Origin of the sequence: Paenibacillus eucommiae (assembly GCF_017874215.1) — a bacterium.
GTDB lineage: Bacteria > Bacillota > Bacilli > Paenibacillales > NBRC-103111 > Paenibacillus_AI > Paenibacillus_AI eucommiae.
Genome location: NZ_JAGGLB010000002.1, coordinates 567959 through 581139 on the forward strand (window position 1 = coordinate 567959; position 13181 = coordinate 581139).

Consider the following 13181-nt stretch of genomic DNA (forward strand, 5'->3'; position numbering starts at 1 on the left):
ATTCCTCCTATTTAGCTTGCTTCCAATTAAAATTATCCTCAAACGGAAAAAATGGTTTTTGCAGCTTATGAAAAGTTAGAGACGTTAAATTGGCGGTGCTGCTGCCCGGAGTGTCCAATATGTAAATATGCTTGGAAATCCCCTCATAATCAGCCCGGAATTGATTGGCCGATTTAACAAGCACAATGTCAGCCTGCAAAGGTTCAAGCCCGACAGAACGGTACATCCCCGGATCTCCTGTAAAAACAGCCATTTCCTTCAGGAGCACAGATATTCGTCCTATTTTCAAAACGACGCAGCGTCCCATGTGGCCTTGTGTATTTTTGGCAACAGTGCCGCCTTGAAAGTAAAAATTGCCGTCGCCTATTATAGAAACAATTCCCGTAACTGTGAAGGGCTCCCCATAACCTGGACTGAGTGTATGACCTACAGTTAATTCTACCTGCTGGCCTACGCCTGCAGCAATAGCTTTATCAACAGCAGGAGCGTCTACCATGGTTAGCAGACAGGAAAGCTGATCTTGAACACCAAGCTCAAGCAGCTGCCGCAGTACATAATTGCTGTCCCCTGTTGAACCTGCACCCGGACTGTCAGCCGAATCGGAGATAACGAAAGGGCCCTCGCCTTTCTCACGTAAAGCTAATTGAACGATGTCTGAAACTTGAACAAGCTTGATATCGAACTCATGCCTTTTATTCCAAAAAAGCTCAGCCAGCCGATCGGCCTCCTGCTCTGCCCTCGCCTGATCCTCGCCTACTACTACAATGGCAGAGCCCATCTCTTCGATATCCAGCCAAGGCTGCACGGGGTACAGGGAAGTAGCCAGTGAATCGCCGCGCTGTTCCCCTGCTTCCGCTTCTTTCCATAAATCTGCGAAGGGACCACGCATAGTCTGACTGTTCTCTGCAGGTACGATCATCGGAATTTTACGCAGCGCAATGCTAGGTTGCTTTTCTTTACTTACAATAGAAAACAGCAATTTCCCGGCAGCATAGCCAGTTTCGATAAAATCAATGTGAGGATAAGTCCGGTAGCCTACAATCCCGTTCACCAGACCAACCATCCGCTGCGTTACATTGGCATGCAAATCAAGCGAAATGACGAGCGGGATGTCGCTGCCAATCACTTGCCTGATTTCATGTATCAGTTCCCCTTCCACATCATCACAGCCCTCAGCTACCATGGCACCATGCAGGGCAAAATAGACACCGTCACAGCCAATAGCCTGCTTCACCTGCTGCCTCAGCAGCTCCTTTAATTGTTCAAATGACTGTTTTTCAAAAACACCTGACGAGACTGCCTGGCATAAAAATCCTGGCGTATATGCCGCATTTACTTCAGCTGCAGCTTGGCGGAAGCCATTGAATTCATTTGAAATAGTGACTTTCTCCAATTCACTGCCCACAAAATAAATATGACTGTAGAAATCGTCCATTGAAGCTTTTTTCGGACTAAATGTATTGCTTTCCTGAAGAATGCCGCCTACCCATATCCGCATACTCTTCTCTCCTTCAAAACCAGGTTTAATAACAATACTGAGCTATAATGGTTAAAGTATAAAATATAATTGTACGATTGTCTACAATAATAAGTTGTAATGTTTACTTCGTCCTTCTTTTCCGCTAATATAGGTAATAATAGAAGCAAGTTCAAAATCGGCAAGGAGTATGATGAATGATGAGTGACTTTCGTTTTGAAGAACAAAAGATGACTTCCTTACGCCATAAAATTACTGACGATATCCGCAAAGCGATTTTTCAAGGTAAATTAAAGCCCGGAGACCGCCTCCGTGAGGTAGATATGGCCAAACAAATGGGGGTTAGCCGCGGACCGATCCGTGAAGCCATGCGCATGCTGGAGCAGGAAGGGGTTATCAACTCCCAGCCTTACAAAGAAACGATGGTCGCTGAGATCTCCGCTGAGGAGGTTATGGAAGTACTGGTTCCCATTCGGCTTACCATTGAACTATTTGCCATTCGCAAAGCACTGCCGAACATCCAAGAGCCTCAGATTGAGCGCCTTACCCAGATCATTGCCGACATGAAGGAAGGGGCCGCACAGAAGGATTTGCATAAAATTGTGGATTGCGATCTGGCTTTTCACGAGTATTTGGTCACCCTCTCCAACGTGCCTAACCTGCTTGGCATCTGGACTACGATCTTCAATCGGATTCGCCTCCACTTTATCGTTCAGGGGCAAACATACGAAGATTTCAACGATCTGTGGCATAACCATGAGCTGCTTCTCGCCAAAATCAAAGAAGGCAATCTCGCTGAAATTTACGAAGAGCTAACTCGTCATATCGAGGATTTCAATAGTGGCTTTTTAGAGGATAAATAAAAAAAACTTTTTGCGGCGTACTTTGATGTGCGTGTTCGAAACTTAGGAGCGTTACGTGAGGGAAGGGCTGCGGGCTCCAGCCGCTGTTAAAGATTTGTTCCCTTGAATGGTATAAATGAGGTGGTAGGAACAAATCTTTAAAGGAGGACGCTACTTCCGCCCACAGCCCTTCCCTCTCTTTAGCTACATTCGCACGAATCGTACGAACATCAAGCTCAAACGGACTGCAACCAATTTTCTCCTGATTAGATGAGATTTCCTACTGGGTACAGGCGCTAGGGATGAAGAACGAGCGCAGATGAGAAGGATCTCGAAGGATCTGCTACTTTAGCGATGTTTTTCATCGTTAAAAGCACGAAGTCGTCTCCACAACTTACTTTAACAATGAAAAACATCGTTAAAACTCCTTTTCCCCACCCAGAGAAGCCCTCCGCCCACTTTTAGCGATGAAAATCATCATTAAAGTGACTGATTGACCGCAAACCCTTACTTTAACGATGAAAAACATCGTTAAGTCAACTTGAATTTTCTTACCTGTTAAAAAAAGGCCATCGGGTGTATTCAATCCAATGGCTTTTTTTGGTTTACATATGGACAATCCGTATTAGAAGCACGTTCATTTGTTGATTGTGGGCAACTTATTAACATTTGAAGATCATCAGTAAATGGGTTATATTGGAATTAAATATGCAATATTGCTAGTAACTATCTAAGAGGCTGCAGACTATACTAATACTCGTTTTATTATTTGAATGAATGGAGGTGTTTAGCTGCACGTGCAAAGAGTATCATTAGCTGTTTTCACTTTCTGTTTGATCATCATCCTGATTGGCTGTCAAGAAAAACAAGCAAGTGAGGAAATCAGCCCCTATTTTATTAGCGGTAATTTTAGACTTCAGGGGATCGAAGGAAGAATAGGAGTTTTAACTGATGGATTTGTCGCTGGTAAAGGAAATAAATATATGTGGCATTTTTGGTTCAATAATGAAGAAGAAATTAACCGCGAAGATTTTAAAGTTGAGGGCGTTGAACTCAAAACAGGAAAGGTAGAAAAAGTATTAGTAGTGGGATCAGGGACAGATGATCAGGAAACCGTGTGGAAATATGAAGGGAAATTAGGCGGGCCTAACAATGGAGCGGATGCTCACATTCCCTCTAGCATAGAAATTCCAACTCCAGGATTGTGGAGGCTGGACGCCTATTTGGGTGATGTTTATTTTGGAAGTATTACTATATTGGCCAGGGGAGATTCGTAAAGATTCGTGATCAAGTAAAACGTAAAAAGCGTGCGCCGATTGAATATCGGCACACGCCAGCTGCACAAATCTATAAAATTTGTCCGGTACGAGGCTGGAATCCTGAATCTTCCTTGTCATAGAACACCATTTCGCGCACAAGATCTTTACTGTATTTCGCGAGCTTATTAAGATCAAGGTCAATACCGAATCCAGGCTTGTCGGGAACCGCAATCTTAGCTTGCTTGAATTCTAAAGGATTACTAAGGATATCTCCTGTCATGAAGTCGAGATGTGTATCATTGGCAAAAGGGAAATTTCTTGACGCAGCAATCAAATGAACGTTACCCAATGTGCCAATCCCGGTCTCTGCCCAGCTTCCTGTAATACACCAAACGCCAGCCTGTGTGGCTAAATCGGCAATTTGCTTCACTTTCAGCAGTCCCCCAGCTTCGGATGGATACACGGTAAAGCAAGCACAAGCCCGTTTGTCGATCAAACGCAGCGCATCCTCCAGCGTAGCACAACCTTCATCTGCCGTAATTGGCACATCCACCGCACGGGCAACAGCGGCCATGGCCTCCACATCATGATAAGGAGTTGGCTGCTCGACCATTTGCAGGTCATATTTTTCCATTCTGCGAATCGCCCTGACGGCTGTTGGAACGCTCCAGTTCTGGTTCGGGTCGATGCGGATCTTGATTTTGGGACCAACGGCTTCACGCACAGCTTTTACACGTTCCACATCCAGATCGACATCTCTGCCCACCTTCAGCTTTAATTCGCGGTAACCGCGTGATGTGAAGGCAAGCGCTTCTTCCACGTTTTTCTGCGGTGTATCAATGAAAATGTACCCGGCAAACTCCACCTCGGATTTACATTTGCCCCCAAGTAGATTGTAGACCGGTGTATTTAAAATTTTACCACGCAAATCAAGCAGTGCCATCTCCACACCAGCCAAGCCATAATAAGCGATTTGTTTCCAATTCACACTGTATTCCTCAAGCTGATGCAGAATCGATTCCAGTTCCATTGGGTCGCGTCCAATCAGGAAGGGTGTAAACTCCTTTTCCACAACCGCCTGAATCACAGGAATTGTCGGACCTACGGATTCACCGACACCAATTAAGCCTTCGTCCGTTTCAATTTGAACAATGAGGGATGGAGCACTGTATCGCGTCCCGCCAGACCATTTCTCTCCTTTATGAAAAGGAATTTGAATCGCATGTGTCTTGATTGCTGTTATTTTCATCGTATTTCCTCCAATTGTATGATTGTAAGATATGATATAAGTTAGAGAAGCTATTGTCTTTTTTTTACACCGTAACTATAATCTTCACCGTTTCCGCAGGTTCATTTCTCGCAAGAGAAATTGCCTGGTCCAGCTGATCAAAAGTAAATGTCTGCGTAATCAACGGCTTGACCCGTACTCCGCCGTCTGCCTGCAGCTGAACTACACGCTGCCAAACGTCAGGGGCGTTAGTCGTCCCAATCAGCCGCAGCTCCTTCAAAACGATTTGCTGAATGTCAACCGGCACCGGATTCGCCGGCAGCCCGAACAACATCAGCTGCCCTCCCTTGCGGAGAAGACGTATGGCAAGTGCAATCGAAGCTTCATTGCCCGCAGCGTCAATCACAATATCGCAGCTTTCCTCCAGCTCCAGCTTCTGCTCTTGCAGCTCTTCCTCCAGCTCTTGCTTCTGCATCTGCCCCGGCTCCGACCTCTGCTTCTGCGCCTCATCCGCAAAAATCGTAACGTCCGCTCCCAGCTCCTTGCCCAGACGCAGCCTGCTTTCCTGCCTTCCAATCAAAGTCAGTTTGCTGATTCCTGATGCCTTCAATAACTGCAGGAAGTACAGGCCAGTCGGACCGTCGCCAATGACGGCTGCATGCATTCCCAAGCGGATATCCAGCTTATCGATCCCGCCCAGGCAGCAGTGCAGCGTTTCGGCTTGCGTCGCTTCTTCGAAAGTAACTTCGTCTGCGATCCTGTACAAATTGTCAGCTGGCACATGGAGAAATTGCTGCCAGCCACCCGGAATGTGCAGACCGATTTCCACTCCCTCCGGGCAGCGGTGCTTGCTGCCGGATAAGCACTCCATGCAAACGCCGCAGCCGATCAGCGGATCTATGCACACGCGTGTGCCTGGCACCCAGCCGGCTACATCCTTACCGACTCGTTCCACAACACCCGAAAGCTCATGACCAAGCGGCTGCGGCGGACTGCCAAAGGGAAAGTGACCATCCATAATATGTAGATCTGTTCCGCAGATACCAATAGCTTTAATGCGCACCTCGACCTTTCCGGCTCCGGGCTCATCACGTTGAACCTCTCTGGACTCTACTTTATCGAGACCCGTCCACTCCCATATTTGCTGTGTGCTATGAGACATGTGAACCCTCCTTTCCAGTCATGCCAAAAACCAATTTTCAAGCGAAAATCTCGTGTTAAAATTTCTTGGAAATTTCGAATGAAGTTTCGTATGAAGTTTTGAATGATTTTCGAATGAATTTTCTATTTAATGTTTCCTGCACTTATCCCTTAAGCCTAAGGAAGAAGATGTGGGCCTCCAGTTACCGGATACATTGGAAGACTGCGGAAAGCTTCTGCATACTTGGCGCCGATTGCCATTCCTCTCATCGCTGCAGGTCTGGCGAGAAACTCAATATAATCCATGCCATACACATGCTTGAGCCAAATGTCCTGGCTTTCATGACATTTCAGCATTTCACTTCGTTTATCGAATGTATCGCTAATATCCACATAAACCTCTGGATCAAAACCGATTGAACCAATGTTATCCATAATAAAAACATGTGGAATTTTACTCATAGGCGGGTATTCAGTTTCAATTAATGGAACTGTAACAGGGATTCGGCAATCGATAGCAATTTCCCCAGCGATCCGATGGTCGGGATGATAATCGGTTGATCCATGGACAATCATGAAATCCGGATTTGCCTTACGAATCGCATTGATAAAGGCAAGCCGGGTTTCCCGGTCATGAAATAAGAATTCATCATCAAATCCCATCCAAATCAGATCCGCGCCTATAAGTGCAGCAGATCTTTCTGCCTCTTTTTTGCGGATAGCAGCAATTTCCTCTTTACTTAAAGTCGGCGAGCCCACATTGCCATTCGTAGCAATCATCATCGTTACTTGATCGCCTCTTGCCGCACATTTTGCCAGCGTTCCTCCGCACAGTCCTTCAATGTCATCCGGATGCGCCCCAATTGCCAGTACTCTCATATCGTTCCTCCTAAAAGTTTTGCTGGATAATAGTCTCTTCTGCATTTTTTGAATATTATTAATAAACTTCCTAATCTCATTAAATACCGATATTTAAATATTGTCAACAATATTTATTTAAAAATATTTCCGTTGTTATTTCAATATTGTTGACAAAATCACCTCATCCCGCTAAGGTAAAATGACAACGATCTTTTTTCTCAAATACGGAGGGCAGTTTCTATGACTAGTTTCACCTTTAATCAGCAAAGCAATATTTCCCTTCGCGAGAAGGTTACCAATGATATAAGAAATGCCATTCTCAAGGGTGAGCTGCAGCCAGGTAGCAGATTGAAGGAAATTGATATCGCGGTTCAGATGGGCGTCAGCCGGGGGCCGATTAGAGAAGCGATCCGTCAATTGGAAAGAGAAGGACTGTTAATCACATATCCCTACAAAGAAACGGTAGTTGCGGATATTGATGTGGAGGAAGTGAAGGACATCCTGATTCCGATCCGGTTTCATTTGGAATGGTACGTAATTAAGAAATACATTCATCAAATGAATGAGGCCTTTTTTGACCAGATGCAGCAAATCATTGAAAGTATGGACGTTAATCTCAAGGAAAACAATAGAGACCGGCTCGTTGAGCTCGATGTCCAATTCCATGAGACTATTATTGGCTTAGCTCCCGAAAGAACGGTTATTCTTACCTGGAAAAGCATTTTGAATCAAACTAGACTGCATTTCATCAAAAATGTCGGCTACCATAACAACGATAAAATTGTGAAGGATCACCAGGCATTGCTCGATAAGCTGATCACCAAGGACCTGGAGCTTATTCAGCAAGAGCTTCAGTACCACATGGAAGGGGAAGAATCGTTTCTTTTTTCATAGCCTTGAAGATAAAAAAATCGCCCCCGGCTGATGAAGTGCAGCCATTCGGGCGATTTATTGCGATAAATCATATAACTCATAACGATTTTATTCAAAACCACTTTTATACTTATTGGCACTGGATGAATTGCTTTTGGTTTCATCTTTCCGTTTCTCTTCCTTTTTTTCCATAGTTAAATCCTCTACCGGAATCGGATCTACCGTCCTCTGGCTTTTATATAAGTCGAATAAGCTTTCATTTTCCGTCGGATACTGCTCCGGGTGGTCTCTGCTGCCCTGCTGCTTCACCTTTTGAGAATTTTTTTCCCACTCGTTCATGCGCTCACCTCCTTTTTCCCTGATAGGTATGTATACCTTTTATCGGGGATTGTTAAACAGCAAGGATAGGCCGCCATCCACAAACAACGTTTGACCCGTAATGTAAGAGGCCTTATCCGATGCCAAAAACATCACAGCATGAGCCATATCATCCACCGTCCCCTTGACTCCCATCGGAATCTCCATGACTTTGACCGCATTGGCCTGAACGCCAGCCCACCTCTCTGCAGCTGGAGTAGCCAGCATACCAGCAACAACCGCATTAAACCGGATGCCGCTGGCCGCATGCCTGAGCACGGTTGATTTGGAAGGCATAGCTCCCCCCTCTTTGTAGCCTGAATACGAGGCAAAACCATCTTTGCCCAAAACAATCAAGGAAGACAAACTGATAATCGAGCCCCGCTTCCGCTCCAGCATGCCAGGCAGAAAACCCTCTACACAGCGTTCCCCGCTCCTATTTAGCGCTTGAACACGCTCCCCATCCACAACTGAAGCAGCACCACTGTCCAACAGGTCACTGGCATTATGTACAAGAACGTCAACATGCCCCATATATTCCAGTGCCAGAATGATAAATCTTTGCACATCCTCTACATCGCATACATCTGCGCCTATAAAGTAAATTTGCTCGTTGCGGCAAGCTTCCCTGATTTCATCCTGAACATAAGGCCCCTCATCATAGTCTGATCCCGAAAACACAATCTTGGCTCCCGCGGCGGCAAAGCCCTCGACAACTCCCCTGCCAATCCCCTTGACTCCGTCTGTAATGACCACATTTCCCCCTATAAATGGTTTCAGTGTCATGTCCTCCTTCCTGCTGTACTTTATGACTTCTTGTAGATTGCCTGGCTCAAACAAAACATTTTACTATTGTTCCCATTTTCATCCCCAGATTATGATTCATAGCCCAGAAAAATCATAAATTTGGAATGGAGGAGCATAGACTGCTTTATCTATCTATATCTGCATTAAAAGGAATAGTGGATATATAGTTTGTATGAGTCCACAGAGATAATTTTTTTCCAACACTTAAAAATTTAAAAGCGTTAAAGCGTTAATTAATTAAAGCATTCATTGAAAAAAAGACCTCAGAATTTTAGCTCTGAAGCCCCTTTCATTTGTCCTTTATATTTGATTCTGATCATTATTTAAACTATATAATGAAAGACTCTTCATACCCACCTTAAAATCTTCCCCCTGTTTAATATCGTATATTTGGAAGGTGAGAGGGACCTTGCAGCCCTCTTTGGCAACTTCAAATATAACCTCTAGTTCAATCTCCGCACCCTCACTTGAAGATACGGGCACTCTACCCGTAATAACCTGATCTACAATTTCATTATTTTCATCTAATATAGGAAAATACCAGTTTGCACATGTCTGTGCCTGAGACTCTTCCAGTACATTTAATTGGACCACAGCACCGTAGGTACCAACTTCCAGTGGCATGGCATCTAACGAGATGGTTCCATGACTTAGACCGCTGATCTCTCTCAATGTCCATTTCCATGCCAAAGCTTGCTGATCTGGATGTATGTACGCTGTCATATCAAGACTGTTAGTCTCTATTACATTCTTTTTTTGATCCATGACGGCCAGAACAAACAATGCATAATCTCGCAGAAAGGGCTTCTGCTCATCCCGCGCAAATATTTCGAGCTGCTCCATGAAGGCTTCCTTATCCGGTGTATGCTTAATCCAGTCTAACAAACCAGATGTAATCGCCCTCTCCGTCCCTCTCCATATCCAAACACCTTGAAACGAAAATAAATCCGTCGATGCAAAGATAGCGGGGTGAGCTTGGAACTGCGTAATCAGGTTCAGCCGCTTATCAGCGAATTCCATACACTGGCTATTAGCTATCAGCAATTCAAGTGCCTCTTGCGCGGAAGCCGGCAAGTTGATTCCATGACTCTGCATATAACTCAGAACAGAAGCCTCATAATATTCAAATGTGCACATGAGCAGTTGAGCCCGTTTCTTTTGTGCATCTGTAGCCGCCTTAACCACAACCTGCTCCATCAGCTGTCGGCATTCCACAATGTCTTGAAAGGAAATATCTTGTAAATAACTAGGATCGAAAAGATCAAGAAAGTTGTACCTGACTGAAGAATCCGCCCACTTCCGGTACCAAGCTGTTGAGCAAATACTTGTCGTCCAGAAAAGCTCCCATTTATCAAAGTACTGCTGCAGGAAAGGGGCAGCTTCAGCACCAACGGCTCGAACAACCCATTCATTCATCAGTGAGGTAACATCCTGCTTAGGGTTCCATTGCAATTTGGCCGAAATCCATGGTTTGGGGCCTTCACCGAAATTCGGAAAAAGTTCTGCTACATGAGCAATGACCCCATGATTTTCAGCGTAGACGTAGTTTTCAGCCATCTTATTTACATACATACGCGGGACGCAGTACGGATTGCCATATAAATATTCATAGAAAGCCAAATGATCGGCTGCAAGCTGCCACCTTTCGGTATGATGATGACCCGCTGTTTGTTTATCCGGTTCGATCCAGCTCATCCGGTCATCCGTAATATAAGGGATAACACGGGGATGGAGCCTGACTGTTGTCGGCGGATCATAGACATTCCAGTAAGCTAGCAATCCGAAATACTTATCTGGGTATACCTGTAAAACACCTTCAACAATTTTGTTCACCCAAGGGTAATAAACATCTGACATATCCAAATAGCCGATCGAATTTATTTTTCCCGTATAGTTGGGGTGCTGCGGATTCGCTTCACAGTAATTCAAGCTGTCATTGATTCCTAGCGAGTAGGATATTTCCTCAGGATTTTCATCAAAGAAAGCAATGATCCGCTGGATTGCTGCAGCAGCCGTAGCCTCATTCATACAAGGCTGCCAATTGTCTGGATGCGTGGGAACAAGACCATCTGGATAATATTCAGCATGATCAGCAAATACTTGCGTATCAAACAGTACCGTCATATTATGATGAAAATGAATACTGTCATGCATACGGTTTCTTTTCGCCCATTCAGCAAGTGATCCAGCTGGCTCTGTGCCAAAGAAGTGTCTAGAAATGGAAGCAGGCTCTTCACGTATAGTCTCGAATGGAATACAGAGTTCGGGACGATGTGGAACATCCTCTCCATCAGCCCCTGGCAGCAGCCAGCTCACACCCACATATCGCTCAAGAAATTCAATGACGCCAAATTCTGTTCCCCATGGTGTGGAACCGATAATCGTTAAACTATCCTCATGAGGAAATAAGACAAAACCATCACTACCCAGACTTGTCAGCAGCTTATCTACTTCAGATTTACTTTCTGGAGGAATGGTGCCAATATAAATACGGTACATACCGTCAGGTATCTTCGAATCGAGAGTGGATTGAAGCTGCATGCTTCCTCCTGTAGATTGCTGTAAATATCTGATAAGCATTTCGGCCGCACTGCGGGTTTGGCCTGATGCATCCGGAGCGATTAATGCGACTGCAAGTATCTGTCCCCCATTACTAATGTTCATTCCATGATGCAGTTCAGACTTCATTCCAAGTTCCCCCTCTATTAATATGGGTCTCCCCATCCATACTACCTGGAAGGGAGACCCTGTCATGTATTAATTATAGCTTATCCTTTTTTTCTTTCACATACTATTGCGCCTTCTTGACTCATAAAAGCCCATTACCAACCGAGCAGCTTACGAGTCTCCAACGTTTTCTTGTTAAACGCTTCTACACTAGGCACTATGGAGTTGATGTCCCCTCCGTTTTCCAGAAGCCCGGTCAATACATTATCCACATTCACCTGGTAAAAATCTAACTCCGGAGTTCCTAGCAAAAGGCAGCACATCGTCCTCGACATTTTAACTGCCTCGACGTTTTTCCCTTGCCAGACCGGCGCTTCGTCAATGGCTTTATCAAGTTCAGGGTCGATAATAAACGTGTTCGATCCATTTCTCGCCATCCATTTTTGCGCCTCGACTTCATACAAGAAGCTGATCCATTTGAAAGCTTCTTCCTTATGCTTGGAGGCACTTGGAATACCTATCGCTCCAAGCATACTAACTGTAGCTTGTTTGACCTTGCCTTTAGGAAGCGGGAGAATATCCCACTCGAAGGTAGCGTCCTTCTGGTAGCCCGGCAGCACCCAGTCCGCGCCAAGCGTGAACAGCACTTTACCAGTCAGGAAGTTATTAGCCGTTTCCCACCCTAATTTAATGCCTTCCTCCCCACTCGGGCGTACATGCCATTTGGTCGTCAACTCTTGCAACCATTTCAGATCAGCCAGCACTCCCGGTGTATGGGCTACGCTTTGCGTAAAATCTTCGTTTAAGAACATCAGATTCGCTGCATTTCCGTTAGCCACCGGAAGGATCCATTTGAATTGAGATACCATCATCGAATCAAATGAAAGCCCGTATTCACTAGCTGCAGGATCGGTGGCCTTTCTCGCCATTTCCAGGAAGTCATCATAGGTCCAGTCGTTTCCTGGCATTTCCATGCCATGTTTTTTCAGCAAATCCTTATTCACCACGATAAACTCGAATATGCTGGTGAACGGCAGCGCATAGGTCTTATCCTTAGTTTTATAAGCTTCCAGAATACCGTCAACTATGTTGGCCGATTGGATTGTTGGATCCTTCGCAATGTACGGCGTCAAGTCCTCCAGCATATCGTCCTTCGTAAATGCACTCAAATCATTGATCCAGGTCAGATCCGCAGGGTCTCCTGCGGCCTGCATCGCCGCCACCTTGACTTCTTGAGCTACATCGGGAATAACCGGTTCAATCGTAATCCACGGATACTTCTTGTGAAACATATCGAATAACTCCTGATTGTTTCCAACATGCCAAGTAACCAGCTTCAGCGTCACCGGATCGTGCTTCTCTTCCTCTACCGGAGGCTCACTTTCTTTCGTGTCGGTTGTTGCTACCGTTGTTGGTGCTGGCGTCGATGTGGTCCCTTTTCCCCCTGAATTGTTTGAGCATGCCGTAGTAAATATAGTGAACATTAATATACACGCCATGATCCAAGCAAACCCCGCTCTTCTTCGCATCAATCGTTTCATGTTTACATCCTCCATTTTTCAATTGACTATCCTTAATTTCAATGAAGCTTGCCTATTCCCTCAAACGGATTTCACTGCTGCTTTTCATTGCTTACATCATCCGGACGATTCAGACGGCCACCTCCTTTC

11 protein-coding genes are annotated in these 13181 nt (G+C 45.2%); 3 read left to right on the forward strand and 8 right to left on the reverse strand.

What is annotated here, in order from left to right:
• Positions 1 to 7: 7 nt before the first annotated feature.
• Complete coding sequence (locus J2Z66_RS04980; RefSeq protein ID WP_209970241.1) at positions 8 to 1498, reverse strand: M81 family metallopeptidase; 1491 nt, start codon at positions 1496 to 1498, stop codon at positions 8 to 10.
• A 176-nt stretch (positions 1499 to 1674) separates the two neighbouring features.
• Between J2Z66_RS04980 and J2Z66_RS04985 the strand changes: the two genes are divergently transcribed.
• On the forward strand, positions 1675 to 2340 hold the full coding sequence (locus J2Z66_RS04985; protein WP_209970242.1) for a GntR family transcriptional regulator: 666 nt from the start codon (positions 1675 to 1677) through the stop codon (positions 2338 to 2340).
• Positions 2341 to 3116: 776 nt separating this feature from the next.
• Positions 3117 to 3596, forward strand: a complete 480-nt coding sequence (locus tag J2Z66_RS04990; protein WP_209970243.1) for a DUF4871 domain-containing protein — start codon at positions 3117 to 3119, stop codon at positions 3594 to 3596.
• A 70-nt stretch (positions 3597 to 3666) separates the two neighbouring features.
• Here the strand turns inward: J2Z66_RS04990 and J2Z66_RS04995 are convergent, their stop codons facing one another.
• The 3 genes from J2Z66_RS04995 to J2Z66_RS05005 all read right to left on the reverse strand — a co-directional run bounded on the left by J2Z66_RS04995 (position 3667) and on the right by J2Z66_RS05005 (position 6825).
• Complete coding sequence (locus J2Z66_RS04995) at positions 3667 to 4827, reverse strand: mandelate racemase/muconate lactonizing enzyme family protein (RefSeq protein WP_209970244.1); 1161 nt, start codon at positions 4825 to 4827, stop codon at positions 3667 to 3669.
• A 64-nt stretch (positions 4828 to 4891) separates the two neighbouring features.
• The gene (locus tag J2Z66_RS05000) at positions 4892 to 5968 is read right to left on the reverse strand and encodes a zinc-dependent alcohol dehydrogenase (protein WP_209970245.1); all 1077 of its coding nucleotides are present in this window, start codon (positions 5966 to 5968) and stop codon (positions 4892 to 4894) included.
• 155 nt (positions 5969 to 6123) lie between these two features.
• Positions 6124 to 6825, reverse strand: coding sequence for a PIG-L deacetylase family protein (locus J2Z66_RS05005; protein WP_209970246.1), 702 nt, complete (start codon positions 6823 to 6825; stop codon positions 6124 to 6126).
• A gap of 222 nt (positions 6826 to 7047) precedes the next feature.
• Between J2Z66_RS05005 and J2Z66_RS05010 the strand changes: the two genes are divergently transcribed.
• Positions 7048 to 7701, forward strand: a complete 654-nt coding sequence (locus J2Z66_RS05010; RefSeq protein WP_209970247.1) for a GntR family transcriptional regulator — start codon at positions 7048 to 7050, stop codon at positions 7699 to 7701.
• Between the two features lie 87 nt (positions 7702 to 7788).
• Here the strand turns inward: J2Z66_RS05010 and J2Z66_RS05015 are convergent, their stop codons facing one another.
• The 4 genes from J2Z66_RS05015 to J2Z66_RS05030 all read right to left on the reverse strand — a co-directional run bounded on the left by J2Z66_RS05015 (position 7789) and on the right by J2Z66_RS05030 (position 13052).
• Positions 7789 to 8019 (reverse strand): YczO family protein, encoded by a 231-nt coding sequence (locus tag J2Z66_RS05015; RefSeq protein WP_209970248.1) that lies wholly within the window; start codon positions 8017 to 8019, stop codon positions 7789 to 7791.
• Positions 8020 to 8058: 39 nt separating this feature from the next.
• The gene (locus tag J2Z66_RS05020) at positions 8059 to 8823 is read right to left on the reverse strand and encodes an SDR family NAD(P)-dependent oxidoreductase (RefSeq protein ID WP_209970249.1); all 765 of its coding nucleotides are present in this window, start codon (positions 8821 to 8823) and stop codon (positions 8059 to 8061) included.
• Between the two features lie 321 nt (positions 8824 to 9144).
• The gene (locus J2Z66_RS05025) at positions 9145 to 11532 is read right to left on the reverse strand and encodes a DUF4838 domain-containing protein (RefSeq protein WP_209970250.1); all 2388 of its coding nucleotides are present in this window, start codon (positions 11530 to 11532) and stop codon (positions 9145 to 9147) included.
• A 134-nt stretch (positions 11533 to 11666) separates the two neighbouring features.
• Positions 11667 to 13052, reverse strand: coding sequence for an ABC transporter substrate-binding protein (locus tag J2Z66_RS05030; protein ID WP_209970251.1), 1386 nt, complete (start codon positions 13050 to 13052; stop codon positions 11667 to 11669).
• Positions 13053 to 13181 lie beyond the last annotated feature (129 nt).